A 25489-nucleotide genomic window follows, 5' to 3' on the forward strand; every position below is an offset into this window, starting at 1 on the left:
CATTGACCGTTGAAGTCGATATGAAATGACAAACTCATTGCGGAAGCATCCTGATCTGTTCGTGGGGCCTAACACCAGAATTAAGCCGACCCGCGAAGCGGGTTCGGCTTGAATGAATTGTTAGGCCGCAACCAACAAAACGCGACCTATCCCTTTGTTGCCATTCTCCCAGACTGTGAAATCAGAACCCACAGAAAAGTACTTAAGTGCATCTGGAACTAGTAGCTGCACCGTGGCATGAAAGGTATCGCCGGGTCCAGGACTGTCCGCAAAAGTAAGGCGGGCTGACCAGTGCTCGTTGCCGATGCCAAGAATGGTGCGCCACTCACCAGATGCCAACGGAGTTGATCGACTGCCGGTCTCAATCGGTAGAAGATGGATCTCGGCAACAAAGTGAGCTTTCATTGCGGCCTAACACCTGAATTAAGCCGACCCGCAAAGCGGGTTCGGCTTGAATGAATTGTTAGGGCTCAATCCGAGAGAACTCTGGAGCGGACGAAGACAGGACGCTGACACAATCTGTCTGACCAACCACCAAGAACTCCCTGATACCCCGCGTGTTGCCACTGATAAAGCCTGGTCTCTGAGCCTCAGATGCCATCCAGCCGCCAGACCGAACCTCCCAGAGCCAGCCGTTAGGGCGCGCAGTGCTCCAGTACTCTAATAAGTCGCCCTCGCGGAGAACCCTGAAGCCAGAAAGGTCTTTGAAGGTCAGATAAGCTGGTGGCGACTCTTCAAAGTGAAGCGTGATCCGTAAGGTCCAGATGTCGTAATCAAGCCCGCCGACCTCCGGCACTGTGGGTGCGTAGGGGAATCCAGGAACTAAGCTTGCGGTGAACTCTGACATTGAGCCCTAACACCGGAATTAAGCCGACCCGCGAAGCGGGTTCGGCTTGAATGAATTGTTAGAGCCCATGCCTATGCTCATGCCCACTGCTCGAGTCCTGCGCATCCGCTGATGATGCAGGACGATCCTTGCGGTAGATGCGAGAAACGCCAAGTAGACCCCAGCCTGTTAGTGCAAGAACCAATGACATTACGTATCCGAGCATGGACTCATTGACTTGGCCAGGAGGAATGGTGGCGTCGGCATGTAGTGCAGCTATCAAGAATAGGATAGCGACCAACCATGAGGCCAAAGCCAGAAGCAACGTCGCGAATCTAACAATGGCTGCGGACTTGATCATGGGCTCTAACACCTAGTAGACCCCATTTCGGGGTAATAGCACGGAGTATTCAGGCGGCGCATTGAGGCGTCAACAGGAAGATGACCTTCTCATTCAATGCCTTGCCGGGGCCAGAAGTCGAGCGCTCGGAATGCTCCGTCGGTGCTATTTGCGGGAAGTAGGGTGGCGATCAAATAGCAGGGCGAATGCGGGGTGATAACGGGATCGGTTTGTGCGGGCAACTTGCGTGTTGGATCGCCGAGGTTTGTCGCTCACCGATACGGATTCTGGCGATCCATCGCTACATGAAATTGGGTCCCATCCGGCGGTCTGGTTAAGTCGCGGAACGTGAATGCAGGCGTGGCGGGGCTGCTCAATCCACCGCGGGCAGCGATGCGGACACGTGGTGGGCGGCGAGGAAGGCGCGCAGCGAGGCGGGCTTGACCGGCTTCGTCAGCAGCCGGTAGCCGCATTCGCGGGCTTCGCGCTTCAGTTCGTCGCGGCCATCGGCGGTGAGCAGGGCGCCGGCAATGGGGCCGGGGCTGGCGGCGCGCAGGGCGTCGAGCGTGGCAAGGCCATCGAGGCGGTCGTGCAGGTGGTAGTCCACCAGCATCACGGTCGGTGCCTGTGCGATCTTCTCGAGCGCTTCGTCGACCGTGGTGGCGGTGAGTACTTCCACCTGCCAGCGGCCGAGCAGGGCCTGCATGCCGTCGATGATTTCGCGGTCGTTGTCCACGCACAGTACGCGCAGCCCGGCAAGCGAATCGTTTGCAAGCGCGGTGCGTCGTGGCGACGCGCGCCGTTCGCTGGTGGGGCTGCCGCGCGGCACGACGATGGAGAACATGCTGCCGTGGTCGACCTTGCTGCGCGCATCCAGTTCGTGCTGCAGCAGGCGAGAGATGCGCTGACAGATCGACAGGCCCAGGCCGAGGCCACGTTCGCCCCAGTCGAACGGCTGCTGGTAGCGGTGGAACTCGTCGTAGATCTGCCGCATGTGGTTTTCGGGAATGCCGGGGCCGGTATCCCAGACCTGCAGGACCACCTTGTCGGCCTGTGCGCGCATGCCGATCACGATGCGCCCGTCGCGCGTGTAGCGCAGCGCATTGGCGAGGAAGTTCTGCAGCACGCGGCGCAACAGGCGGCGGTCGCTGCGCACCGGAATGGGGCGTGCGTGCACGCGCAGGCTGATCCCGCGGCCTGCGGCGACCGGAGCGTACTGCGCGGCGAGTTCGCGCAGCAGTTCGCCCGCATCGAAATCGCTGATCTGCGTCTGCAGTCCGCCGGCATCCAGGCGGGAGACATCCAGCAGGCCGTCCAGCAGTTCCTCGGCGGCACGCAGCGACGCGTCCACGCGCTCGGCAAGGTGCTGGCGTTCCTGGGCCTGTGCATCCGCACCCTGTTCGCTGTCGCGCAGCGCGCTGACGAACAGGCGTGCCGCGTTCAGCGGCTGCAGCACGTCGTGGCTGATGGCCGCGAGGAAGCGCGTGCGCGACTGCTGCGCATGCTCGGCGGCCTGGCTGCGTTCGGCCACGCGCTGTTCCAGCGTCTCGTTGGTTTCCAGCAGTTGTGCTTCGGCATGCTTGAAGTCGGTGATGTCGTTGTAGCTGGTGACGTAGCCACCTCCGGGCAGGGGTTGCCCGCGCATCTCGATGACCTGGCCATCGGCGCGCACGCGCTCGAAAATATGCGGCGAGCCAGCGCGCATGTAGCGGATGCGCTTGTTGATCTGTTCGTCGATGTCGCCATCGCCCAGTTCGCCGCGTTCCGCGTTGTAGCGGATCAGGTCGGCCACCGGACGGCCCACGTAGAGCATGCCGTCGGGATAGCCGAACATCTGCTGGTAGCGGCGGTTCCAGGCCACCAGCCGCATGTCGGGATCGACCACGCTGACACCGGCGCTGATGTTCTCCAGCGTGGTGGACAGGATCTCGCGGTTGAAGCGCAGCTCCTGGCCGGCCTGGTCGAGTACCGCGACCACTTCGCCCAGCTCCATGCCCGAGCCGCGCAGCACGCTGGTCAGCACGATGCGCGCCGAGGCGGCGCCGATGGCGGCCGCGAGCAGGCGTTCGGTGAACTGTACCCAGACGCGGTCGGCGGGCACATTCGGCTGCAGTTCGCGTTCCAGCAGCTGCGCCTGTTCGGCGAATGCACGCCGCGCATGGCGCTCGCCGACCACGCGTTCCGCCAGCGTGCACAGGTCACCCACGCGCACGCTGCCGGGCCATTCGCCGGCCACCAGCGCGGGGCGCTGTGCGTAGGGGTCGAGGAAGGGCGCGGCCCGCAGGCGTTCGTCCACGCCGGGGCGCGAGCGCGCGGAGACGATCATCATCGCGCCGGTGTTGACCAGCAGCGACCAGAACGTTCCGTGCGTCAGCGTGTCCCACCCGCTCAGGCCGAACAACTGCTGCGGCCGCAGCCAGGTGATGCCGAACGGACCGGCATGCAACCAGTGCGGATCGAACCAGCCGGCCTGGGTCATCGTGGGCAGCAGCAGCGTGTATATCCACGTGGCGAAGCCCAGCACCATGCCCACTTCCACGCCGCGCCGGCTGGCGCCACGCCAGTACAGGCCGCCGATGAGGCCAGGGGCGAACTGCGCCACCGCGGCGAACGCCATCAGGCCGTACGACGCCAGCGTGCTGTCGTTGCTGCTGCTGCGGTAGTACGAGTAGGCCGTCAGTGCGAGCAGCAGGATGGCCACGCGACGGATCCACAGCACGCGCGAGGCCACATCCGCTTCGGCATGGTGCTCGGCCCAGCCGCGGCGCAGCAGCACCGGCATGATCAGGTCGTTGCTGACCATGGTGGCCAGCGCGATGCTGGCGACGATCACCATGCCGGTCGCCGCGGAGAAGCCGCCGACATAGGCGACGATCGCCAGCGCGGTGCGGCCCTCCGCCAGTGGCAACGCCAGCACATAGCTGTCGTCGGCCACATTGGTGCCCCCGAACAGCGCGATGCCGGCGGCGGCGACCGGGACCACCATCAGCGAGAACAGCACCAGGTAGCCACCGAACAGCCAGCGCGCCTTGCGGATATCGCCCACGTCGCTGCATTCCACCACGGCCACGTGGAATTGGCGTGGCAGGCACACGATGGCGAGGAAGCCGAGCAGCGTCTGCGCGATGAAGCCGACCGGAGGCGCGTTCTCGAACAGCGTGCGGGCCGAGTCCGCGACGTGGATGTTGTTCCCGCCCAGCCACAGATAGGCGAACACGCCCACCGCGATCATCGCCACTAGCTTCACCACCGACTCCAGCGAGATCGCCAGCATCATGCCGTGGTGGTGCTCGGTGGCGTCCACCTGGCGAGTGCCGAACAGTGCGGCGAACAGCGCCATCAACAGCGCGACATACAGCGCAGGGTCCGTGAAGAAACCATGCGTGCTGTCGCCGCCTTCGCCGCTGAGCACGCTCAGACTCATGGCGACGGCCTTGTACTGCAGTGCCAGGTACGGCACCACGCCGATCAGCGCGATCACGGTGACCAGCGCGGCGAGACGGCGCGAACGGCCGTAGCGGGACGAGATGAAGTCGGCGATCGACACCGTGTTCTCGCTGCGCGCGATCAGGGCCAGCCGTTCGATGATGCGCCAGCCGAACAGCAGCAGCAGGACCGGGCCGAGATAGATCGGCAGGTAGCCCAGGCCGTTGCGCACCGCGCTGCCGACCGCCCCGTAGAACGTCCACGACGAGCAGTACACCGCCAAGGCCAGGCTGTAGACGACCGGCCGCAACCACGGGCGGTCGGGATACATCGGGCGACGGTCGCCCCACCACGCCACGCCGAACAGCAGCGCGGCATAGCCGACGGACACCAACAGCAGGATCCAGCTGGAAACCAACGCCCTCTCCCCCGGCGCTCAACCCGTCGCCGAGTGTACTGCGTGGCGCGTGCCGGGGCGGGTGGTCAGGCGGGCGTGGTGGCGAGCAGTTCGCGTACGGCGGTCTCGGCCTGGCCGCGCAGTTCGGGAACGGCGATGCTCTCCCACACGCAGCCGATGCGCAGGCTGCCGAGGATGAATACGCGCGGTTGCGGGTTGCCTTCCGCGTCGACCATGCGGCCGTCGCGCGCCGCCTTCAGGCCGATGCCATGCGGACCCGCCTGCGCATGCCCCTTGCCCAGCAGGTCGTGCAGCAGCGGATTGCGCATGGTCTGCGCGCGCATCTCCACCCCCGTGGCGTTGACCACGTAGTCGACGTCGAACTCGTCGGTACGGCCGTCGCGGGTATGCGTGGTCACGCGCAGGCAGCGTCCCTCGGCCATCACCGTGTCCAGGCGGCCGCGGTGCAGCCGCAACTGGCCGCGATCGAGCAGGGCCTGCAGTTTCGCGTGCACCTCCGGCGCGATGCGGTGCCGGTGCACATCCCACTGGCGCACCACGTGGCGCAGGAACCGGCGCTGGTCGGCGATGGACATCGATTGCCACAGCGCTTGGCCGTGCGGGCGGATGCGCTCCATGGCCGCCTGCCACGGCAGTCCGTCGGCGACCGCCTGCTTCGCTGCCGCACGCAGGAAGCGCATGCGTGCGCGCAGGTCCATCGTCTGCAGGGGAGCCGGATCGTAGGTCGCAGCCGGTCCGTGGCAATGCGGCAGCGGCAGCAGCGCGTGCCGCGACAACACGTGGATCGTGCCGGCGTGGCCGTTGTCGGCGAGGCTGAGCACGGTGTCCACCATGCTGAGGCCGGAACCGACGATGCAGAGGTCGGCATCCACGGGAATCGCCTTCACCGCATCGAAATCCCACGCGGCGATCGAATGGCCTTCCGGCAGTTGCGGCGCACCCCGCGCTGGTAGCGGCTTGGGCGTGTTGCCGACGGCCAGGACCACGCCACGTGCCTCCAGCGCGCCATGCCCGGCCAGTCGCAGCGTCGCGCCGTCGTCGCGCGCGTCGAGCTCAAGCACGCTGTCGTGGACGACCTGCAGCAAGGCTGGACTGGCCGCGACGGCTTCCTGCAGTCGCGTGCGCAGGTAGTCGCCGTAGCGGCGACGCTCGATGAACGCATGCGCCAGCGTCTCGCGGTCGGGGCCGCCCGTGGGTGTGGTGGCCACGACATGGTCGAGGAAATCGGCAGGCCGGTCGTCGAAGGCACTCATGCGGCCCGCGGGGACATTCAGCACGTGCTCGCCATGGGACGTCGCATACGCGACGCCCTGCGCCAGCACGTCGCGAGGCTCGATCATCACGATGCGCAGCGGCGTGGTGGCCTGGCGCAGTGCCTGCATCGCCGCCAGTACGCCACCGGCACCGCCACCGATGATCGCGAGGTCGCAGGGCGGCAGGCGGGGTGTCGTGGCAGCGCTCATGTCGCCATTGTAGGCGAACGGCATGCCGGCCCTCATGCGCAAGCCGCATGAGGGTGTGCCCACCCTACATCAGCGAGTCGGCCAGCCGTGCGATGCCTTCCCGGCTGCGCTGCCAGCCGGGGCGTCGCCGCCAGGCATCGCGTTCGACGTGGTCCGCATGCGCCAGGTAGTCGGCCTCGATCGCGCGGATGTGCGCGACCACCCCGGTGTCGTAGCAGACCAGGCCGATTTCGGCATTGAGCGCGAACGAGCGGATGTCCAGGTTGATCGAGCCGACCAGGGCGATGCCGTCGTCCACGGTCAGGTGTTTCGCATGCAGGAAATGCGGCCTGTACAGCGCGATCTTCACCCCGCAGGCCAGCAGCTCTTCGTAGTACGACTGCTGCGCCCACGCGGTCAGCGTCTGGTTGTTGGTGGCCGAAAGCACCAGTTGCACGTCCACCCCCGACAACGCGGCGATGCGCAGCGCGCTGAGCGTGGCGTCGTCGGGGACGAAGTACGGTGTGGTCAGTACCACCTTGCGGCGTGCCAGGTGGATGAGTGCATTCACCGTGTCGCGCGCGTTCTCGAATGGATACGCCGGTCCGCTGGGCAGCAGTTGCGCGGCGACATCCTGTGCCTGCACCGTCAGGTCGGGGTGCACCTCGAGCCGCTGGCCGGTTTCGATGTACCAGTCGCTGGCGAACACGCCCTCCAGGTGCGCGACCACGGGGCCCCGCACGCGCGCCACCAGTTCGCGATTCGGATGGCCGGGAACGAACGTCGCGGTGGCCAGGTTCTGCGAGCCCACGTAGCCGATACAGTTGTCGATCACCGCCACCTTGCGATGGTTGCGAAGATCCATGCGCCCGCTGCGTCGCCAGCGCAGGCCGCCTGGTAGCATGTCGTGTACATCGACACCCGCGGCACGCAGGCGTGTTGCATAGGCGCGCAAGCCGCGCTTCGCCCCGACGGCATCGAGCAGCATGCGGCAGGCCACGCCGCGTGCGGCGGCCCGGCAGAGTGCGGCGGCGATCGCTTCGCCCACAGTGTCGTCGAACATCAGGTAATACAGCAGGTGGACCTGCTGCGTGGCGGCGTCGATGTCGTCGAGCAGCGCGCGCAGCGAGGCGTCGTAGTCGTCCAGCAGGTCCACGGCATTGCCATGGGTGGGCATGAAGGCGCCCTGGCGTTCGATCAGGGGCGCCATTTCGACGGCAGCGCCCTCGCGTGGGGACCAGCGCAGCGCGCTGAGCGGACGCTGTTCCTCGCGGATCACGTCGGTGGCCCGCGACTGCCGGTCAATGCGCTCGCGCGACAGCCAGGGATGGCCGAGCAGCAGATAGAGCGGCAGACCCAGCAGCGGCACGAAACCGACCAGCAGCAACCAGCTGCGTGCGGCGGCCGGCGTGGTGCGACTGGGAATCCACCACAGCGCCGCCAGGCGGATCAGCCAGTCGACGATCAGCAGGGCGGTGCCGAGGGACCAGTCCATGTGGTGGATCCGTCCAAGTGGGATGGATCGATTCTGCTGGTGCTCGCGGGTAAAGAAAACCCGAAGGTAGTTCCTTCTCCCCGCAAAGCGGGGAGAAGGTGCCCAGCGGGCGGATGAGGGGCAGCTTTTGACTCTCCGAAGTCGAAAAGCAGAAAGCCCCGCCGAAGCGGGGCTTTCTGGGAGGCGCTGGACCCCGGCCTTCGCCGGGGTGAAACAGCGGCACAGGCGCATGCAGAGCATGCGCGCCGCTATTTCACTTGATCTTGCCTTCCTTGTAGATCACGTGCTTGCGCACGACCGGGTCGTACTTCTTGATTTCCATCTTGCCCGGGGTGTTCTTCTTGTTCTTGTCCGTCGTGTAGAAGTGGCCGGTGTTGGCCGAGGAGATCAGACGGATCTTGTCGCGCTTGGATGCCATGTTCGATTACTCCTCAGATCTTCTCGCCGCGCGCGCGCAGCTCGGCCAGGACGGAGTCGATGCCGTTCTTGTCGATGGTGCGCAGTGCATGCGCGGAGACTTTCAGCTTGACCCAGCGGTTTTCGCTGGCGACCCAGAAACGGCGCTCGTGCAGGTTGGGCAGGAAACGACGACGGGTCTTGTTGTTCGCGTGGCTGACGTTGTTACCCGTCATCACACGCTTGCCGGACACTTGGCATACGCGGGACATACGCACCTCGATGGATAATTGTGTCGCCCGTAGCCCGGGAGACGGCGGCCCGGCGGACGGCCTGCAGGGCAGGACGGACACCACGCGATACGGCAGGAAAACCGCTGCTGACCCAAGCCGGAATCGCGCTTCCGGCCGCAGATCCGGTCATGCCGGACGCAGCGAGCCGCGCATTATGCCGATGTTTCCCTTGCCCCGCAAGCACTTAGGTGGAGTGTCGCGGGGTCGATGGCGGAGGCGGGCCGGGGCCCGCCCTACGGGACTGCGGCCGGGCGTAGGTTGGGCCCTGGCCCGGCATCGTGGCGTTCGGATACCGGAGGGCCGGATCGGGCAAGGTGGGCCAGGGCCCAACCTACTGAATCACGGCGCCGCGGCCGCCGCCTTGCCCGGGCTCGCCTTGCTGGCGGCGATGAAGGCCCGGATCTGGCTTTCCAGCACCGGCAGGGTCACCGAGCCCTGCTTGAGCACGGCGTCGTGGAAGGCCTTGATGTCGAACTTCGGGCCAAGCTCGCGCTCGGCCTCGCCGCGCAGGCGGACGATGGCGATCTCGCCCAGCTTGTAGCTCAGCGCCTGCGCCGGCCAGGAGATGTAGCGGTCCACCTCGGTGGTGACCTCGTGTTCGGACAGGGCGGTGTGGTCGCGCAGGTAGGCCAGCGCCTGGTCGCGGGTCCAGTTCTTGTGGTGCACGCCGGTATCGATGACCAGGCGGGCGGCGCGCCACATTTCGTAGGTCAGGCGACCAAAATCTTCGTAGGGCGTCTCGTAGATGCCCATCTCCCTGCCCAGCTTCTCGGTATACAGCGCCCAGCCTTCGCCGTAGGCGGAGATGTAGTTGTCGCGGCGGAACGCCGGCTGTGCGCCCTGTTCCTGCGCCAGTGCCGCCTGCAGCGAATGGCCGGGTGAGGATTCATGCAGGGTCAGGGCCGGCAGGTTGTACAGCGGGCGCGATGGCAGGTCGTAGGTGTTCAGCCAGTACGTGCCCAGGCCGCCGCGGCCGGCGGTCCAGAACGGCGCGATGTCGGCCGGCACCTCGACGATGGTGAAGCGCCCGCGCGGCAGCGTGCCGATGTACTTGCCGACTTCGCCATCCACGCGCTTGGAGATCCACGCCGCGCGATCGAGCAGCTGTTGTGGCGTCTTCGCGTAGAACTGCGGGTCGGTGCGAAGGAAGGTCAGGAACTCCGCGAACGTCCCCTTGAAGCCGGCCTGCTTGATGACGTCCTGCATCTCGGCCTGGATGCGTGCCACCTCCTTCAGGCCGATCTGGTGGATCTGTTCGGCGTTGAGGTCCAGCGTGGTGTATTCGCGGATCTGCTGGGCGTAGAAATCCTTGCCGCCCGGCATGGCCTCCGCGGCCAGCGTGGTGCGCGCCTGCGGCACGTACTCGGTGCGGAAGAAGGTCAGCAACGTGCCGAACGCGGGCACCACCTGCTGGCCGATCGCGTCGCGCACTTCCTTGCGCAGCGCTTCCTGTTCCGCCGCCGGGATGCTGGCCGGCATCTTCCTGTACGGGGCGTAGAACGTGGATTGTTCCGGATCCTTCAACTCCGCCACCGTGGCGATGGAGACGTCGCGCCCGTCCAGCACCGCACGCGGCACGCTGAAGCCGCGCTTCAGGCCTGCACGCATGTTGACGATGTGCTGGTCGAAGTAGCGCGGCACGTCGCGCAGGCGCGCGGCATAGGCGCGGTAGTCCTCGGCGGTCTTCATCGGCCGGCGCGCCATGAACGACAGGTTGGACCAGAACGACGAGTCGGAATTGAACGGCATCTCGTAGGCGCGCAGGCGCACCTCGGCGGCAAGGTTCTCGACCTGCGGCCGGTAGATGGCCAGGTTGATGCGGTTCTCCGGCGACAGGGCCGCTGCGTCGATGCCATCCAGGTCTTTCAACACCTGTTCCCAGACCTTCAGTCGCGCCTGGTGCGCCTCGGCGCCCACGTCCGGCAGGCGGCGCTTGTCGCCGCTGGTATCGGTGTCCTCATCGGCCTGGCCGGTCTGTTCCTGCCGCCACTTCCATTCCTTCTCGTAGAGCGCCTGGAAGCGCTGGTCGGCGTCGGACGGGGCGAAGGCGAACGCCTGCAAGGGTGCGCAGGCGAGCAGCAGGGCGGCGATGCGGAGGTTCAAGGCGGGCATCCGGTGAAAGCGGAAACCGGATGGTAATGCAGCGTCGGCATCGGTGCTTTCTGTAGGAGCGACGTGAGTCGCGACCATGGCGCCGACACGCGCGATACCCGCGTCGTGCCGTGGGCTGCGGCACGAGACTGGTTTCTGGTGTCAGCGCCCGCCTCGGGAGTGAGGCGCGGCGATGGCCTGATGGCGTGCGGTCGCGACTTGCGTCGCTCCTACAGCAAGCACAAGCATCACACCCGCGGGCGCAGCCGCTCCAGCACGCCGTCCAGGGTGTCCAGGTCGGTGTACTGGATGATCAGCTTGCCCTTGCCGCCGCGGCCGTGGGCGATGGTGACGCGCGTGCCGAGGCTCTCGGACAGTTCGGTTTCCAGCGAGGCGATGTCGGGCTGCGGTGCCGCCTTGGCGGGCTTTGCTTTCTTGCCGTTGACCGGCACCTTGCCGGCGGCGAACTGCTGCGCGCGGTGTTCCACTTCGCGCACCGACCAGCCCTGCTCGGCGGCATCGGAGGCGAGCTTGCTGGCCAGGTCCGGCGACAGCGTCAGCAGGGCGCGGGCGTGGCCCATTTCAAGACGGCGCGCTTCCAGCAGCGCGCGGATGGCCGGCGGCAATTCCAGCAGGCGGAGCAGGTTGGACACGGCCGCGCGCGAGCGGCCTACCGCTTCGGCAGCTTCGGCGTGCGTCAGCGCGAATTCGTTGATCAGGCGCTGCAGCGACTGCGCTTCCTCGAGCGGATTGAGGTCTTCGCGCTGGATGTTCTCGATCAGCGCCATCGCAATGACGGTACGGTCGTCCAGATCGCGCACGACCACCGGTACTTCGGCCAGGCCGGCTTCCTGCGAGGCGCGCCAGCGGCGTTCGCCGGCGACGATCTCGAACTTGCCGGGCGAAAGTTCCCGCACGACGATCGGCTGGATCACGCCTTGCGCCTTGATCGACTCGGCCAGCTCGGTCAGCTTGCCGGGGTCCATCGCCGTGCGCGGCTGGTACTTGCCCGGTTGCAGCTGCTGTACCGGCAGCGTGCGCAGGGCTTCACCCGGCTGGGCTTCCGGCGGTGGCGTCTCGGCGGCTTTGGGGCCGAGCAGGGCTTCCAGTCCGCGACCCAGGCCGCGCTTCTTCGGGGCGCTCATCACGCATGCTCCATATGCTGCTGTTGCTTCTTGCGGTCGGCCTGGCGGCGCAGGATCTCGCCGGCCAGGCCAAGGTAGGCCACGCCGCCGCGCGAGGTGCGGTCGTAGCCCACGATGCTCTGGCCGTGGCTGGGCGCTTCGGCCACGCGCACGTTGCGCGGCACGATGGTGCGGAACACCTTGTCGCCGAAGTGGGTGGTCAGTTCGCCGGAGACCGCGTTGGCCAGGTTGTTGCGGATGTCGAACATCGTGCGCAGCACGCCTTCGATTTCCAGGGTGGGGTTCAGGCGTGCGCGCAGCGCTTCGATGGTTTCCATCAGCGCGGACAGGCCTTCCAGCGCGTAGTACTCGCACTGCATCGGCACCAGCACCGAGTCTGCGGCGGTCAACGCATTGAGCGTGAGCAGCGACAGCGCGGGCGGGCAATCGACGATGATGAAGTCGTAGTCGCCACGCAGCGGTTGCAGCGCGCTCTTGAGGCGCTGTTCGCGGCCGTCCGCATCCATCAGCTGGATCTCGGCCGCCGTCAGGTCGATGTTGCCCGGCATCAGGTCGAAGCCTTCCGGGGTGGTCACCACGGCGGCCTTCGCCTCGACCTCGCCGAGCAGCACGTCGCAGGTCGAAGCCTCGACCTCGCGCTTGTCCACGCCGCTGCCCATCGTGGCGTTGCCCTGCGCATCCAGGTCGACCAGCAGCACCCGCTGCGGCGCGCGCGCCAGCGCGGCGGCCAGGTTCACGGCGGTGGTGGTCTTGCCGACTCCGCCTTTCTGGTTGGCGACGGCGATGATGCGGGCCATGCGAGGGGCGCCTTATCGAGTACGGGGTGAGGGGGGATTATGCGGGCTCGGGCGGGGCCGTGCGAAATGAAGGGTACGCACAAGGCGCCCGCTCCCGGTCAGCCCGAGGGACAGCCCCGCGCCGGCATTCGGGCGTGACCAGTCTTTTCAAGGAGTTACAGGTTTCGCGTGGCCACGTTGCGCCGATCAGTCGCGGCGCACGATGACCATGTGGCGTTCGCCGACCAGACCCGGGACCGTCAGCGGGTGCAGGGCTTCCAGCGACCAGCCCGCCGGCAATGCCGCGATCTCCTCGTCAGGCCGTACGCCCTTCATCGCCAGCAGTGCCCCGCCCGGTTTCAGCAGGTGGCCGCCCACCTCGATGATGCCCGCCAGCACGTCCAGGGCCCGGGCGGTGAGGGCGTCGTAGGCCTGTGGTTCGTCCAGCGCCTCGGCGCGGGATTCGGCCACGCGGGCGTTGTCCAGTTTCAGGGTGCGCAACGCTTCGCGCAGGAAGCGCGCCTTCTTGCCGTTGCTCTCCACCAGGGTCACGCGCAGTCCCGGCTTAGCGATCGCCAGCGGAATCCCGGGCAGGCCCGGACCCGTGCCGAGGTCGGCGAGTGCGCCACCGTTCGCGGCGAGTCCGTCCACGAACGGGTGCATCGCCAGCGAATCCAGCAGGTGGCGCGTGACCATCTCGCGCGGGTCGCGGATGGCGGTGAGGTTGTAGGTCTTGTTCCAGCGATCGAGCAGGGCGAGGTAAGCGAGCAGCCGTGGCGCCAACGCCTCGGCATCCAAGCCGAGGGCGGCCAGGCCATGGTGCAGGGTTTCGCGCATATCGGCGGGAAAGGCGGTGTCGTTCATCACGGCATTATCGCAGGCCGCCACGCGGCCCCGCGCGGATGCCAGGCCAACGCGGCGCGGTAGTCCGCGCGCGGCGCCCATTCGTGCAGGTGCCAGTCGTCGGCATGGCCGAGCGCGGGATCGCATGCCGCCAGCCATGCGCGATCCCCGTCGAGGCGGACATGGAAGCGGTGCAGGCCGAAGGAGATGCCCTGGCCGTGCGCCTTCAGCACGGCTTCCTTGGCGCACCACAGGCGCACGAAGGCCAGCATGCGTGCATCCTCGTCGAGCGAATGCAGCCACGAGGTTTCCTGCGGATGATAGAAGCGCTGCGCCAGCTCCATCGCGCGCGGGCGCGGGCGCAACCGCTCCAGGTCCACGCCCAGTTCGATGTCCTCGCCCAGCGCCAGCAGCAGCGCCTCGCCGCTGTGGCTCCAGCCGGTTTCCAGCGAGTGCAGCGGGGCGATGAAGTGCGGCCGTCCCAGCGTGTCGCGCGTGATCGGCAGCAGGTGCGGTGCGAGGTCGAGCACGCGCGCCAGCTGCTCGCGCGCTGCGGGCTCGCCACGCAGCCGCGGGGCATGCGGCAGCAACCACAGGGCGATGCCGTCCAGCCGCCAGTCCGCGGCCACGTTGCGCCAGTTCATCCCGCCAGACCCGATGCGTGGTGCGGCACGGCGTGCAAGCATGCTGCGATGGCGCTATGTAGCAGGGGCAGGGACGCTTCCCCCATGTGAGTTAACGGCGGTTTCACGCCGCGCGTTGAAGATTCAAGCGTGCCCCGCACCATGGGGTTCTGTCCATTCAAGGGAGGAAGCAACGAAATGAATTTTCTCATCTATCTGATCGTGGGTGGCGTCGCCGGTTGGTTGGCCAGCCTGGTGATGAAGCGTGACGGGTCGCAGGGCATCATCCTGAACGTCGTGGTCGGCATCATCGGCGGCTTCCTGGGCGGTTGGCTGCTGCCGACGCTGGGCCTTGGCCTGGGCGGTGGCTGGGTAGGCTTCCTGATCACCGCCTTCATCGGTGCGGTGGTGTTGCTGCTCATCGTGAACCTGTTCACCCGGGGCAGGGCGAGGTAACGGTTTCGCTGCGGCCGCGTGCGCGCTTGAGACGCACCCAAGGCCCGTGGCAAGGAGAAGGCCCGGCATCCGCCGGGCCTTCTTCGTTTCCGTCGATCAGCCGCCCAGGCGCACCCACGCGGGCGCATGGTCGCTGGGGCGCTCCCAGGTCCGCGGTTCGCGGTCGATGCCGGATTCCACGGCGTGCCCGCGCAGCGCGTCGGAGACCAGGGTCAGGTCGATGCGCAGGCCCAGGTTGCGGCGCAGGCCACCCATCCGGTAGTCCCACCAGCTGTAGACGTTGGCTTCGTCGCTGTGCAGGCGGAAGGCATCGTGCAGGCCCAGTGCGTAGAGCCGGTGAAGGGCGGCGCGCTCGGCGGTGGAGGTGAGGATGTGGTCGTCGTTCCAGACCTTGGGGTCGAACACGTCGCGGTCGTCCGGCGCGATGTTGAAGTCCCCCATCACGACCAGCTTCGGGTGCGCCTGCAGTTCGGCGGCGACCCAGTCGTGCACCGCATCCAGCCAGCGCAGCTTGTAGGCGTACTTGTCGGTACCCACGTCCTGGCCGTTGACCACGTACAGGTTCACGATGCGAACCTCGCCCACGGTTGCGGCGATCACGCGCTTCTGCTCGTCCTCGAAGCCCGGTATGCCGATCTGCACATCGCTGACGGGTTCGCGCGAAAGCAGCGCCACACCGTTGTAGGTCTTCTGCCCGGCGAACACGCTGCGGTAGCCGAGCTCGGCCAGCGAGGTGTCCGGGAAGCGGTGGTCCTCCAGCTTGGTTTCCTGCAGGCCCACGATGTCCGGCGCGAACGCACCCAGCCATTGCGTGAGGTGCGGCAGGCGCACGTTGAGCGAATTGACGTTCCAGCTGGCGATCTTCATGGCGGCGATTCTAAGCCACGCACGCCGGTCAGGCGCCGGCTCCCTCGTCGGCCACGGCGGCATGCGCGGCACCCTCGCCGTCGCGCATCAGCCGCGCCGACATCCAGGCGGCCAGCAGCATCATCGCCACGCCGAACAATGCGATGGCGCGCATGGCGCCGGTGAACGCGGCACGTGCGGTGTCGCCGACCAGCGTCCCGGCCTGGCCTCCCAGTTCGCCGGCTACCGCGACCGCGCCGCCCAGCGTGGACAGCGCGCGTGTCGCGTCGGCGTCACCCAGCGTCGCGGGCAGGGCGGGATCCAGCCACAGCCGGTAGGCGAGCATGCCGGCGCTGCCCAGCACGGCGATGCCCAGCGCGCCGCTGAGCTCCGCGCTGGTTTCCGCCAGCGCCGAGGCCGCGCCCGCCCGTTCCGGCGGCGCGGTGGTGATGATCAGTTCGTTGCCCACCGTGAACACCGGCGCCATGCCCAGGCTCATCGCCAGCATGCCCGCGATCAGGATCCACAACCCGTACGGTGGCGTGACCAGTGCGGTGATGCCGAAACCCAGGGCGGCGAACAGCAGGCCGCGCACCATCACCCGGCGCGCACCCCAATGGCGCGCCAGTCGCGGCGCGAGCAGCGAGCCGACGGTGAAACACAACGACCACGGCACCGTCGCGATGCCTGCCTGGAGCGGAGTGAGTCCCAGCACCAGCTGCAGATACTGGGTCATGAAGATGTACACGCCCATCATCGACAGGCCGGCCAGCGCGTAGGCGACGATGGCGGCGGAGAACGCCGGCCGCCGGAACAGCGTCACGTCGAGGAACGGATACGCCAGATGCTGCTGGCGACGCACGAACAGCACCCCCAGCCCCAGGCCGAGCAGCAGCACCGCGATGCCGCGGACATCCATGCCGTATTCCGCGATGCGCTTGAGGCCGTAGACCACGGCGAGCACCGCGAACAGCGATTGCACCATGCTGGCCGGGTCGAGCTTGCCGGCATCGGGGTCGCGGTACTCCGGCAACAGCTTCGGGCCCAGCACCAGCAGCAACACCATCACCGGCACCGCCGCCAGGAAGGCCGCGCCCCACCACCACCATTGCAGCAGCACGCCGCCGACCAGGGGCCCGATGGCCCCGCCGACCGAGAACGCCGCGATCCATACGCCGATGGCGAACTGGCGTTCGTGTTCGTCATGGAACATGTTGCGGATCAGCGACATTGTCGAAGGCGCCAACGTGGCGCCGGCCACGCCCAGCAGCGCACGCATCGCGATCAGCATTTCGGCACTGCGCGAGAACGCCGCCATCACCGACGCCGCGGCGAACGCCGCCGCGCCGATCAGCAGCAGCTTGCGCCGGCCGACGCGGTCGCCCAGCGTGCCCATCGTGATCAGGAAGCCGGCCACCAGGAAGCCGTATACGTCGACGATCCACAGCAACTGGCTGGCCGTGGGGTCGAGTTCGGCGCTGATGGCGGGCAGGGCCAGGTTCAGCACGGTCAGGTCCATCGCATAGACCATGCAGGGCAGCGCGATGATCGCCAGCCCGATCCATTCGCGGCGGGTGGCTTTGGCGGGTACGGCGGTGGTCGACATGGCGGTCCGTCAGCAGGGGGTCATCCCGTTCGACGAACGGGAGCGACGATTCTCGACGAAGACGCGGACCAACACCGCCCGCAATGGAACGGACCGGCTCAGCGAATGATGAAGTCGATGAATCGCGCTACTTTGGAGTAAGGCGGCTTCAGCAGGTCGCTACCGGCCCACCGCGGCTGCCACAGCACGGGCAGCGCCTTGCTCATCGCGTCGAACCCCGCGCGCCCGTGGTAGGCGCCCATGCCGCTGGGGCCGATGCCGCCGAACGGCAGCGCATTGATGCCGAAGTGCAGCACGGTGTCGTTGACGGTGACGCCGCCAGCCAGCGTGCTGCGCAGGATCTTCTCCACCCGCGCCCGGTCGTGGCTGAAGGGATACAGCGCCAGCGGACGGTCGTGCGCGTTGACGTAGGCGATGGCCTCGTCCAGCGAGCCGACCGTGCGGATCGGCAGGATGGGGCCGAAGATCTCGTCCTGCATCACCTTCGCATCGTCGCCGGGTTCGATCACCAGAGAGGGCGCGAACAGCCGCTCCGCGCGGTCATGCGCCGGTGCCAGCGCGACGACCTCGTGGCCGCGTGCGCGGGCGTCGTCCAGGTAGCCTTCCAGCCGTGCGAACTGCCCATCGTTGATGATGCGGGTGAAGTCGCCGGCATCGGACAGGTTGCCGTAGCGCGCGGCGACCTGTCCGCGCAGCGCCTGCACCAGCGCATCGCGGCGGCTTCGACCCACCAGCAGCACGTAGTCCGGCGCGATGCAGGTCTGGCCGCCGTTGAACCACTTGCCGGTCGCCAGTCGCGCGGCGGCCTGTTCCACGGGGAAGTCGTCGCAGACGATGGCAGGCGACTTGCCGCCCAGTTCGAGCGTCAGCGGGGTCAGGTTCGCCGCCGCCGCCGCCATCACCTTGCGGCCCACGGCGGTGGAGCCGGTGAACACCAGATGGTCGAACGGCAGCGCGGCGAAGGCGCTCGCCACGTCGGCGCCACCCGTGGCGACCGCGACGCGCTCCAGCGGGAACACCTCCGCCAGCAGCGAGCGCAGGAACGCGGTGGTATGCGGCGTGTGTTCGGATGGCTTGAGGTAGACGTGGTTGCCTGCGGCGATGGCGGTGGCCAGCGGAATCAGCGCCAGGTTGACCGGGTAGTTCCACGGCGAGATCACGCCCACCACGCCGACCGGCTCGCGCCGGATTTCCGCGCGCGCCGGCCAGAACCGCCAGCCCACGCCCACGCGGCGCGGCTTCATCCATCTGCGCAGGTGCGAGGCCAGGTGGTCGATCTCGTTGAGTACGGTCATGCCGTCGGCGATCAGCGACTCGTGGCGCGAGCGATGGCCGAAGTCGGCGGCGATGGTGTCCGCCATTTCCGGCAGCCGCCGCTTCAGCGCGTCGCGCAGGCGTTGCAGGTCGTCGCGGCGCTGGGCCAGGTCGGGCTTCTTCGCCTGCCATGCCTCGCGCAGGCGTTGCAGGGTGGCGCTCAGGTCGGGCGTGGCGGTCATGTCCATACGCCGGAGTGTAGTCCGGCCGCATCGGGCCTGCTCGCTACAATGCGCAAATGACCTCCCTGCGCCCCTATCTTGACCGTTTTCCCGTCCTCGGCCCGCGCGTCTACGTGGATCCCGCGGCCACCGTGATCGGCGATGTCGAACTGGCCGAAGACGTGTCCGTCTGGCCCGGCAGCATCCTGCGCGGCGACGTCAATTTCATCCGCATCGGGGCCCGCACCAACGTGCAGGATGGCACCATCGTCCACGTCAGCCACCACAGCCCGTACAACAAGGCCGGGTACCCGACGCTGATCGGCGCGGACGTCACCATCGGCCACGGCACCATCATCCACGCGTGCACCATCGAGGACCTGTGCCTGATCGGCATGGGCGCCTGCATCCTGGACGGCGCCACGGTGAAGAAGTACGGCTTCCTGGGCGCCGGCGCGGTGCTCGGCCCCGGCAAGGTGGTCGGCGAGGCCGAACTGTGGCTGGGCAATCCCGCCCGTTTCGCACGCAAGCTCACCGACAAGGAAATCGAGAGCCTGCACTATTCCGCCGCGCACTACGTGCGGCTCAAGGACCATTACCTGCCACCAACACCGCCTGCGGCATGATGCCGCGTGGCGCATCCGGCGCCGGCATCGCAGGAGGGCCGCATGGCCTGGAAACCGGAAGGCTATACGTCGGTCGCGCCCTACCTGGTCGTCGACGGCGCGCAACGTACGGTCGAGTTCCTCCTCACCGTGTTCGACGCCGAACCGCTGCGCATGCATCCGGTCGGCGAAGGCAGGCTGGGACATGCGGAAGTCCGGATCGACGACACCGTGGTGATGCTGGCCGACGCGGCCGATGGCTGGCCCGCGATCGCCAGCCACGTGCATCTGTATGTGCCGGACGTCGATGCCACGTGGGCGCGTGCGCTGGCGGCGGGCGCCGACCCGGTGCAGGCGCCGGAGGAAAAGGGCGACGGTGACCGTCGCGGTGGCTTCCGCGATGCCGGCGGCACCACGTGGTGGATTTCCACGCAGGTGGCGTGACGTCGTGCCGGCGTCAGGGCGTTGTCGCGTGCTCGAGCGCGGCGAGCAGTGCCAGTGCCTCGGAGCGGCTGGCACCGCACATGTCGGGCCCCGGTTTCAGGGTGCCGCAGAACGCGGGGCGTTCCGGCCTGCCGAACAACCGGCAGCGCAATGCATCGTCCAGTTGCACGCACGCTACGCCTGCCGGCTTGCCGTGCGGCATGCCGGGGATGGGCGAGGTGATCGACGGCGCGGTGCAGCAGGCCGCGCAGCCCGGGCGACAGGAAAAGGACGTGTCCATGATGGCGCGCAGTGTAGTGCGGCTGGGCAAGCGCGACGCGGCCGGCTAAAGTCGCAAGGCACGGGGAAGGCGCATGGACAGCGGAACACGCCACTTCAATCACATCGGACCGGTCGCGGCCACCACGCCGCCAAGGGCGCAGCGCCCATGGTGAACGGCTGATGCTGGACACCTACCGCGAAGTCATCACGCCCGAGGGCGTGGGCCTGCACCTGCCCGCGGCGGGCCCCGTGCCGCGCGCGCTGGCGTGGGGCATCGACCTGGCCATCCGGCTCGGCGTGCTGATGATCATGGGCATGGTGCTGGCCATGCTGGGCAAGGTGGGTGAAGGGCTGTACCTGATCGGCCTGTTCCTTGTGTTCTGGGCCTATCCCATCGTGCTGGAATCCGTGTGGCACGGGCAGACGCCCGGCAAGAAGGCGCTCGGACTGCGCGTGGTATCGGCCGATGGCGCGCCGGTGGGCTGGCTGGCGGCGATCACGCGCAACCTGCTGCGCACCGTCGACATGCTGCCCTTCGGCTATGCCGCCGGGCTGGTGGCCTGCCTGGCGGACCCGCATGCGCGCCGCCTGGGCGACATGGTGGCCGGTACGCTGGTCGTGCATGCCGGCAACGAGCGCGAACACGCGCCGGCACCCGTCAACACGGTGTTCGTGCCGCCGGCGCGCCTGCTGCCGGAAGAGCAGGGCGCGATCGTGGCGTTCGGCGAGCGCGCGCCACAACTGACGACCTCGCGCCAGGAAGAGCTGGCCAACCTCGCCGAGCCTGTCACCGGTGCGCGTGGAGAGGTCGGCGTGCAGCGCCTGTACGGCATGGCCAACTGGCTGCTGGGGCGGCGATGAGGCAGGAACAGTTCGTCGCCCGCCACCAGCCCGAATGGCTGGCTTTCGAATCCTGGTTGCAGGCGCGTGGTGGCAGCGCCCGCAGCGCGCGCCGCGAGCGCAACAACGGTGTGCTCACCGATGAAGACGTGCCGGCACGCTACCGCCGCATCTGCCAGCAGCTGGCGCTGGCGCGCAAGCGCGGCTACAGCCCCGTGGTGGTGGACCGTCTGCAGGCACTGATGCAGCAGGGCCACGGCGTCATGTACCGGACGGCGCCACCGCGCTGGCAGCGCGCGGTGCGCTTCCTGCTGGCGGAGTTCCCGCGCCTGGTGCGCAGCGAGGCCGGGTGCATGTGGGTGGCCGCGGCCGTGTTCGTGGTGCCGCTGGTGCTGATGTTCGTGCTGCTGCAGGTCCGACCGGAGCTGGTGTACAGCATCGTGTCGCCCGAACAGGTGGCGATGTACGAGCGCATGTACGACCCGAGCGACACGCGCCATGCGCTGGGGCGCGAGAGTGGCAGCGACTGGCAGATGTTCGGCCACTACATCTGGAACAACATCAGCATCGGCCTGAGGACTTTTGCCGGTGGGCTGCTGGCGGGCGTGGGCGCGCTGTTCGTGCTGATTTTCAACGGCATCGGCATCGGCACGGTGTTCGGCCATCTGCAGCAGATCGGTTACGGCGATCCGCTGTGGCGCTTCGTCTGCGGGCACGCACCGTTCGAACTGACCGCGATCGTGCTGGCCGGCGGCGCGGGCCTGCGACTGGGCCTGAGCCTGGTGGCGCCGGGACGCCAGCGGCGCGTCGATGCGCTTGCCAGCGCGGGTGCGAAGGGCGCGCGGCTGTGCCTGGGCGTGGCCTTCATGCTGCTGGTGGCCGCGTTCATCGAAGCCTTCTGGTCATCGACGCAATCCATCCCGGCTGCGGTGAAGTACAGCGTCTCCGGTGTGCTGTGGACCCTGGTGGCGCTGTGGCTGGGCGTCGGCGGGCGCGGGATGGCCGATGAGGATTGAGCAGCTGACCGTCCGCCTGCGGGCGCGTTCGGACTGGGAGGCCGTCGAGCTGGGCATGGCGCTGGTGCGCCAGCATGCCGGTGCGGTCTGGAAGCCCTGGCTCTGGCTGACCCTGCCCGCGTTCGCGCTGCTCAATCTCGGCGCGTGGTGGATCGACCAGTTCTGGCTGGCCATGCTGCTGATGTGGTGGCTGAAACCGGCCTTCGACCGCATCCCGCTGTACGTCATCTCGCGTGCCGTGTTCGGCAGCGCGCCCGGTACGCGCGAGACATTGCGGGCGCAGTGGCAATGGGGCCTGCGCACGCTGCCGCACCTGCTCACCTGGCGGCGCTTCAGTCCCGTGCGCTCGCTGTACATGCCCATCGACCTGCTGGAAGGCGTCCAGGGGGATCGCCTGCGCCAGCGTCGTGGCGTCCTCGGTGGGCAGGCGTACGGCACCGCGATTCTGCTGACCTGGATCTGCCTGCTGTTCCAGGCCGTGCTGGTGATGGGGGGCGTTGTCGCCGTCGTCATGTACCTGCCGCAGGATCTGCTGCCGGACAGCATGCAGACGGCCTTCCGCATGGTGGCCATCGAATGGCCGGCGTGGCTCAAGCTGGCGTGGAATGCACTGGCATGGGCGGCCATCAGCGTGGTGGAGCCGTTCTACGTCGGCGCGGGGTTCGGCCTGTACCTCAACCGCCGCACGCAGATCGAAGCCTGGGATCTGGAGATCGTGTTCCGCAAACTGCGCGCACGGCTGGCGGCGGTCGCGCCGATGCTGTTGGCTGCGGTGCTGTGGGCCGGCATGGGCGTCGCCGAGGCGCAGGAGCGCCACGGCGCACCGCCGGCCACGACCGCGCCGCATGCCGAAGCTCCCGCCAAGCCGACGCCGCCGACGGTGCCCATCGTGTTCGGCGACCAGCGCGTCGACGACCGTGCATTCCGCAAGGCCGCCGATGAGGCGTACCGCGATCCCTTGCTGGATCGCACGCGCACGCAGGCGTCGTGGGAGCGTCGCGACACGGCGGAAGAAGAAGACCCCGACGAAACGCTCGACGGCGACAAGGCCTGGCTTTCCGGCTTCGGCAACGTGCTCGCCTTCATTGGCGAATGGGGCCTCTGGCTGGTGGTGGGCGTGCTGGTGCTCGCCTTGCTGGCGACGGCACGCTACTGGTGGCCGTGGATGCGCGGCATCTCAGGCGCGCGCGCGCTGCAGCCGGATGCGCCGCAGTCGGATGCACTGGTACTCCCCGAGGCGCTGCCGGACGACATCGCCACGGCGGCGCGCGCGCTGTGGCGCGAGGGACGTCCGCGGCACGCGCTGGGGCTGCTCTACCGCGCGAGCGTGGAGAGCATGAGCCAGCGCGCGGACATCGCGCTGCCGCCGGGCGCGACGGAAGCCGAATGCCTGCGCGCATCGCGACGCATGCCGCATGCGGAAGACCGGCATGCCTTCGCGCGCATCGTCAGGACCTGGCAGTACGCGGCCTACGCCGAGCGGCTGCCCGGCGAAGACGAGTTCGATGCGTTGGTGGGTGAACTGCAGCGCCGCTACGGGTGGGCGGCATGACGTCCGCGCGCCGCAATGGTCGCCTGGTGGGCGTGGGCCTGCTGGTCGTGTTCGTGGTGGTGGCGCTGCTGGCCGTGTGGTTCCGGCATACCTTCCACCGTGTCGAAAAGACGTTCTATCTTCCGCCCGATGGCGAAGCGGCCTACAACCCGCTGTACGCGCTGGCGAAGACGCTGGAAGCCGACGGCGTGAAGGTCAACGCACGCCAGCGCCTGCTGCTGGATGACAACGCGCTGGCGCGCGAGGACACGTTGTTGCTGTTCAACGATCCGCGCGCGCTGTCGCCACCCGAGGCCGATCGCCTGCTGGCATGGGTCGAGGCCGGCGGGCATCTTCTGGTCCGCACGCCGCTTTACTCGCCGGGCGAAGACCTGGCCGGGCCGGATGCACCGCAGACGGCCATGCTGGATCTGCTGTCGGTCTGGCTGGTGGACGGGGAGCCCGAGTGCGAAGCCTTCCAGGTGGAAGGCGAAGACCATCATGTCGAGTTCTGCGCCGGGCGGCGTTTCGCTTTCGATGACGTGGAGCCCGAACTCGCCTGGGGCAACCTGCAGGACGGCTATGTCTACGCGCGGCTGTCGCAGGGGCGTGGCCACGTGGATGTGCTGGCCGACTTCGATTTCATGGCCAATACCGAAATGCGGGCGCTCGCGCGCGGTGCGCTGGACGAGCCGCCGAAGGGCGGCCTGCGCGACGGTCCGCATCGCGCGCTGGCGCGGCAGGTGCTGGCGCCCAACTACGGTCGCGGCACCATGCACCTGGTCTATGCCGCCGAGATGCCGTCGCTGTGGCGCATCCTGTTCGTCCGCGGCTGGATGGTGTGGGCACCGCTGCTGCTCGCGCTCGCCGCCTGGTTGTGGATGCGCATGCAGCGGTTCGGTCCATCGGTGCCGTCACCGGCCGGCGAGCGCCGCTCGCTGCTGGAGCACGTGCGCGCGAGCGGCGAACATCTCTACCGCTACGGTCGCGGGGTGATGCTGTACGCGGCGGTCCGGCAGGCATTCCTCGCCCGGCTGCGCCGACGCGATCCTGTCGCCGCCGCGCTGTCCGGCGATCCCCAGGTGGCCGCCATCGCGGAGCGCACCGGCCTCCCGGCCGAGCGCATCCGCGTGGCCCTCAATGCGCCCGCCTCGCACGACAGGCAGGCATTCCGTGACCGCATCTCCCTGCTGATCCAACTGAGAAACCGCCTATGAACGACGAGACCGCCGCCGCGCCGCCCGCGCTTCCGCCGATGCCGGAAAATGCGCTGTCCCAGCGCGTCGATGCCGTACGCGAGGAAGTGTCCAAGGCGTTCATCGGCCAGCCGGATGTCCTCGACCAGATCCTGATCGCCCTGCTGGCGGGCGGCCACGTCCTGATCGAAGGCGTGCCGGGGCTCGGGAAGACGCTGCTGGTGCGGGCGTTGGCGCAGGCACTGGAACTGACCTACGGACGCGTGCAGTTCACCCCCGACCTGATGCCCAGCGATGTCAGCGGCCACGCCGTCTATGACCCGAAGACGGAGAGCTTCAAGATCCGGCGCGGGCCGGTGTTCACCAACATCCTGCTCGCCGACGAGATCAACCGCGCCCCCGCCAAGACCCAGTCCGCATTGCTGGAGGTCATGCAGGAAGGCCAGGTGACCATCGAAGGCAAGTCCTTCGAGCTGTCGCCGCCGTTCATCACGCTCGCCACCCAGAACCCGGTCGAACAGGAAGGCACCTATCCATTGCCGGAAGCGCAGCTCGACCGCTTCCTGTTGAAGGTGCTGATCGACTATCCGGCGCTGGACGACGAGAAGCGCATGGTCGACGCCATCACCACCGGTCGGACTGCGTCCGACTTCGATCTTTCGCAGGTGGCGCGCGTGCTGGGCGCGGACGACATCATCGCCATGCAGCGCGAAACCGCCGCCGTGCGCGTGGATCCGGAAGTCATCGACTACGCCGTGCGTATCGTCGCCGCCACCCGCAAGTGGCCCGGCATCGCACTGGGCGCGGGCCCGCGCGGCAGCATCGCGCTGGTGCGCGCCGCACGCGCGCAGGCCGTCCTGCAGGGACGCGATTTCGTCACCCCCGACGATGTGCGCGACATCGCCCGCCCGGCGCTGCGCCACCGCATCACCCTGGCGCCGGAACTGCAGATCGAAGGGCAGTCGCCTGACGATGCGTTGCGCGCGCTGCTGGCGAAAGTGGACGCGCCGCGGAAATGATCGTCCGCGTGGCCCCGACCTATCTCGCGATGAGCTCCCTCCTCCGCCTGCGGGGGAGGGTCGGGGTGGGGGAGAGCGAT

Annotated in this window: 22 protein-coding genes; 8 read left to right on the top strand and 14 right to left on the bottom strand. The window is 67.9% G+C overall.

Annotation, left to right across the window (positions count from 1 at the left end):
* Nucleotides 1–1539: 1539 nt before the first annotated feature.
* The 10 genes from ACIPRS_RS16105 to ACIPRS_RS16150 form a co-directional block, all read right to left on the bottom strand.
* Entirely contained in the window at nucleotides 1540–5010 is a 3471-nt protein-coding gene (locus ACIPRS_RS16105) for a hybrid sensor histidine kinase/response regulator (RefSeq protein WP_446539292.1), read from the bottom strand.
* A gap of 65 nt (nucleotides 5011–5075) precedes the next feature.
* Nucleotides 5076–6473 (bottom strand): FAD/NAD(P)-binding protein, encoded by a 1398-nt coding sequence (locus ACIPRS_RS16110; RefSeq protein ID WP_446539408.1) that lies wholly within the window; start codon nucleotides 6471–6473, stop codon nucleotides 5076–5078.
* Nucleotides 6474–6537: 64 nt separating this feature from the next.
* Complete coding sequence (gene cls, locus ACIPRS_RS16115; RefSeq protein WP_446539293.1) at nucleotides 6538–7947, bottom strand: cardiolipin synthase; 1410 nt, start codon at nucleotides 7945–7947, stop codon at nucleotides 6538–6540.
* A 253-nt stretch (nucleotides 7948–8200) separates the two neighbouring features.
* Complete coding sequence (rpmG, locus tag ACIPRS_RS16120; RefSeq protein ID WP_027070918.1) at nucleotides 8201–8365, bottom strand: 50S ribosomal protein L33; 165 nt, start codon at nucleotides 8363–8365, stop codon at nucleotides 8201–8203.
* A gap of 13 nt (nucleotides 8366–8378) precedes the next feature.
* Complete coding sequence (gene rpmB, locus ACIPRS_RS16125) at nucleotides 8379–8615, bottom strand: 50S ribosomal protein L28 (RefSeq protein ID WP_142125930.1); 237 nt, start codon at nucleotides 8613–8615, stop codon at nucleotides 8379–8381.
* A 360-nt stretch (nucleotides 8616–8975) separates the two neighbouring features.
* Nucleotides 8976–10748 (bottom strand): DUF885 domain-containing protein, encoded by a 1773-nt coding sequence (locus tag ACIPRS_RS16130; RefSeq protein ID WP_446539294.1) that lies wholly within the window; start codon nucleotides 10746–10748, stop codon nucleotides 8976–8978.
* Nucleotides 10749–10975: 227 nt separating this feature from the next.
* A complete protein-coding gene (locus ACIPRS_RS16135; protein WP_192202826.1) occupies nucleotides 10976–11872 on the bottom strand; it encodes a ParB/RepB/Spo0J family partition protein in 897 nt (298 codons plus the stop codon).
* Nucleotides 11872–12669, bottom strand: coding sequence for a ParA family protein (locus ACIPRS_RS16140; protein ID WP_142125932.1), 798 nt, complete (start codon nucleotides 12667–12669; stop codon nucleotides 11872–11874). The genes ACIPRS_RS16135 and ACIPRS_RS16140 overlap by 1 nt, the downstream gene beginning before the upstream one ends.
* Before the next feature lie 186 nt (nucleotides 12670–12855).
* A complete protein-coding gene (gene rsmG, locus ACIPRS_RS16145; protein WP_446539295.1) occupies nucleotides 12856–13512 on the bottom strand; it encodes a 16S rRNA (guanine(527)-N(7))-methyltransferase RsmG in 657 nt (218 codons plus the stop codon).
* Nucleotides 13512–14135 (bottom strand): 4'-phosphopantetheinyl transferase family protein, encoded by a 624-nt coding sequence (locus ACIPRS_RS16150; RefSeq protein ID WP_337732771.1) that lies wholly within the window; start codon nucleotides 14133–14135, stop codon nucleotides 13512–13514. The genes rsmG and ACIPRS_RS16150 overlap by 1 nt, the downstream gene beginning before the upstream one ends.
* A gap of 177 nt (nucleotides 14136–14312) precedes the next feature.
* On the opposite strand from ACIPRS_RS16150, the gene ACIPRS_RS16155 reads away from it, so the two are divergent.
* A complete protein-coding gene (locus tag ACIPRS_RS16155; protein ID WP_142125935.1) occupies nucleotides 14313–14570 on the top strand; it encodes a GlsB/YeaQ/YmgE family stress response membrane protein in 258 nt (85 codons plus the stop codon).
* A gap of 96 nt (nucleotides 14571–14666) precedes the next feature.
* On the opposite strand, the gene xth is transcribed toward ACIPRS_RS16155, so the two are convergent.
* The 3 genes from xth to ACIPRS_RS16170 all read right to left on the bottom strand — a co-directional run bounded on the left by xth (nucleotide 14667) and on the right by ACIPRS_RS16170 (nucleotide 18518).
* Complete coding sequence (gene xth, locus ACIPRS_RS16160) at nucleotides 14667–15437, bottom strand: exodeoxyribonuclease III (protein ID WP_446539296.1); 771 nt, start codon at nucleotides 15435–15437, stop codon at nucleotides 14667–14669.
* Between the two features lie 28 nt (nucleotides 15438–15465).
* The gene (locus ACIPRS_RS16165; protein WP_446539297.1) at nucleotides 15466–17022 is read right to left on the bottom strand and encodes an MFS transporter; all 1557 of its coding nucleotides are present in this window, start codon (nucleotides 17020–17022) and stop codon (nucleotides 15466–15468) included.
* 98 nt (nucleotides 17023–17120) lie between these two features.
* The gene (locus ACIPRS_RS16170; protein WP_446539298.1) at nucleotides 17121–18518 is read right to left on the bottom strand and encodes a coniferyl aldehyde dehydrogenase; all 1398 of its coding nucleotides are present in this window, start codon (nucleotides 18516–18518) and stop codon (nucleotides 17121–17123) included.
* Nucleotides 18519–18574: 56 nt separating this feature from the next.
* On the opposite strand from ACIPRS_RS16170, the gene ACIPRS_RS16175 reads away from it, so the two are divergent.
* Both ACIPRS_RS16175 and ACIPRS_RS16180 read left to right on the top strand, forming a co-directional pair.
* Complete coding sequence (locus ACIPRS_RS16175) at nucleotides 18575–19123, top strand: gamma carbonic anhydrase family protein (RefSeq protein WP_446539299.1); 549 nt, start codon at nucleotides 18575–18577, stop codon at nucleotides 19121–19123.
* Nucleotides 19124–19165: 42 nt separating this feature from the next.
* The gene (locus ACIPRS_RS16180; protein WP_446539300.1) at nucleotides 19166–19546 is read left to right on the top strand and encodes a VOC family protein; all 381 of its coding nucleotides are present in this window, start codon (nucleotides 19166–19168) and stop codon (nucleotides 19544–19546) included.
* A gap of 13 nt (nucleotides 19547–19559) precedes the next feature.
* On the opposite strand, the gene ACIPRS_RS16185 is transcribed toward ACIPRS_RS16180, so the two are convergent.
* Nucleotides 19560–19826, bottom strand: coding sequence for a YkgJ family cysteine cluster protein (locus ACIPRS_RS16185; protein ID WP_225591177.1), 267 nt, complete (start codon nucleotides 19824–19826; stop codon nucleotides 19560–19562).
* A gap of 161 nt (nucleotides 19827–19987) precedes the next feature.
* Between ACIPRS_RS16185 and ACIPRS_RS16190 the strand changes: the two genes are divergently transcribed.
* Genes ACIPRS_RS16190 through ACIPRS_RS16210 form a run of 5 tightly spaced genes read left to right on the top strand, consistent with a single transcriptional unit; the run spans nucleotide 19988 to nucleotide 25409 of the window.
* Nucleotides 19988–20668, top strand: coding sequence for an RDD family protein (locus tag ACIPRS_RS16190; protein ID WP_192202834.1), 681 nt, complete (start codon nucleotides 19988–19990; stop codon nucleotides 20666–20668).
* On the top strand, nucleotides 20665–21663 hold the full coding sequence (locus ACIPRS_RS16195) for a stage II sporulation protein M (protein ID WP_192202835.1): 999 nt from the start codon (nucleotides 20665–20667) through the stop codon (nucleotides 21661–21663). Before ACIPRS_RS16190 ends, ACIPRS_RS16195 begins: the two co-directional genes overlap by 4 nt.
* The gene (locus ACIPRS_RS16200) at nucleotides 21653–23215 is read left to right on the top strand and encodes a DUF4129 domain-containing protein (protein WP_446539301.1); all 1563 of its coding nucleotides are present in this window, start codon (nucleotides 21653–21655) and stop codon (nucleotides 23213–23215) included. Before ACIPRS_RS16195 ends, ACIPRS_RS16200 begins: the two co-directional genes overlap by 11 nt.
* Nucleotides 23212–24411: a DUF4350 domain-containing protein gene (locus ACIPRS_RS16205; RefSeq protein ID WP_446539302.1), complete on the top strand. Its 1200-nt coding sequence runs from the start codon at nucleotides 23212–23214 to the stop codon at nucleotides 24409–24411. The genes ACIPRS_RS16200 and ACIPRS_RS16205 overlap by 4 nt, the downstream gene beginning before the upstream one ends.
* Nucleotides 24408–25409: an AAA family ATPase gene (locus ACIPRS_RS16210; protein ID WP_446539303.1), complete on the top strand. Its 1002-nt coding sequence runs from the start codon at nucleotides 24408–24410 to the stop codon at nucleotides 25407–25409. The genes ACIPRS_RS16205 and ACIPRS_RS16210 overlap by 4 nt, the downstream gene beginning before the upstream one ends.
* Nucleotides 25410–25489 lie beyond the last annotated feature (80 nt).

It is taken from the genome of Pseudoxanthomonas sp. LARHCG66 (assembly GCF_052871755.1).

Bases quoted from the DNA above. Each gene is read 5' to 3' on its own strand.
- ACIPRS_RS16110 (WP_446539408.1), bottom strand. From the start codon at position 6,473: ATGAGCGCTGCCACGACACCCCGCCTGCCGCCCTGCGACCTCGCGATC.
- cls (WP_446539293.1), bottom strand. From the start codon at position 7,947: ATGGACTGGTCCCTCGGCACCGCCCTGCTGATCGTCGACTGGCTGATC.
- rpmG (WP_027070918.1), bottom strand. From the start codon at position 8,365: ATGGCATCCAAGCGCGACAAGATCCGTCTGATCTCCTCGGCCAACACC.
- rpmB (WP_142125930.1), bottom strand. From the start codon at position 8,615: ATGTCCCGCGTATGCCAAGTGTCCGGCAAGCGTGTGATGACGGGTAAC.
- ACIPRS_RS16130 (WP_446539294.1), bottom strand. From the start codon at position 10,748: ATGCCCGCCTTGAACCTCCGCATCGCCGCCCTGCTGCTCGCCTGCGCA.
- ACIPRS_RS16135 (WP_192202826.1), bottom strand. From the start codon at position 11,872: ATGAGCGCCCCGAAGAAGCGCGGCCTGGGTCGCGGACTGGAAGCCCTG.
- ACIPRS_RS16140 (WP_142125932.1), bottom strand. From the start codon at position 12,669: ATGGCCCGCATCATCGCCGTCGCCAACCAGAAAGGCGGAGTCGGCAAG.
- rsmG (WP_446539295.1), bottom strand. From the start codon at position 13,512: ATGAACGACACCGCCTTTCCCGCCGATATGCGCGAAACCCTGCACCAT.
- ACIPRS_RS16150 (WP_337732771.1), bottom strand. From the start codon at position 14,135: ATGAACTGGCGCAACGTGGCCGCGGACTGGCGGCTGGACGGCATCGCC.
- ACIPRS_RS16155 (WP_142125935.1), top strand. From the start codon at position 14,313: ATGAATTTTCTCATCTATCTGATCGTGGGTGGCGTCGCCGGTTGGTTG.
- xth (WP_446539296.1), bottom strand. From the start codon at position 15,437: ATGAAGATCGCCAGCTGGAACGTCAATTCGCTCAACGTGCGCCTGCCG.
- ACIPRS_RS16165 (WP_446539297.1), bottom strand. From the start codon at position 17,022: ATGTCGACCACCGCCGTACCCGCCAAAGCCACCCGCCGCGAATGGATC.
- ACIPRS_RS16170 (WP_446539298.1), bottom strand. From the start codon at position 18,518: ATGACCGCCACGCCCGACCTGAGCGCCACCCTGCAACGCCTGCGCGAG.
- ACIPRS_RS16175 (WP_446539299.1), top strand. From the start codon at position 18,575: ATGACCTCCCTGCGCCCCTATCTTGACCGTTTTCCCGTCCTCGGCCCG.
- ACIPRS_RS16180 (WP_446539300.1), top strand. From the start codon at position 19,166: ATGGCCTGGAAACCGGAAGGCTATACGTCGGTCGCGCCCTACCTGGTC.
- ACIPRS_RS16185 (WP_225591177.1), bottom strand. From the start codon at position 19,826: ATGGACACGTCCTTTTCCTGTCGCCCGGGCTGCGCGGCCTGCTGCACC.
- ACIPRS_RS16190 (WP_192202834.1), top strand. From the start codon at position 19,988: ATGCTGGACACCTACCGCGAAGTCATCACGCCCGAGGGCGTGGGCCTG.
- ACIPRS_RS16195 (WP_192202835.1), top strand. From the start codon at position 20,665: ATGAGGCAGGAACAGTTCGTCGCCCGCCACCAGCCCGAATGGCTGGCT.
- ACIPRS_RS16200 (WP_446539301.1), top strand. From the start codon at position 21,653: ATGAGGATTGAGCAGCTGACCGTCCGCCTGCGGGCGCGTTCGGACTGG.
- ACIPRS_RS16205 (WP_446539302.1), top strand. From the start codon at position 23,212: ATGACGTCCGCGCGCCGCAATGGTCGCCTGGTGGGCGTGGGCCTGCTG.
- ACIPRS_RS16210 (WP_446539303.1), top strand. From the start codon at position 24,408: ATGAACGACGAGACCGCCGCCGCGCCGCCCGCGCTTCCGCCGATGCCG.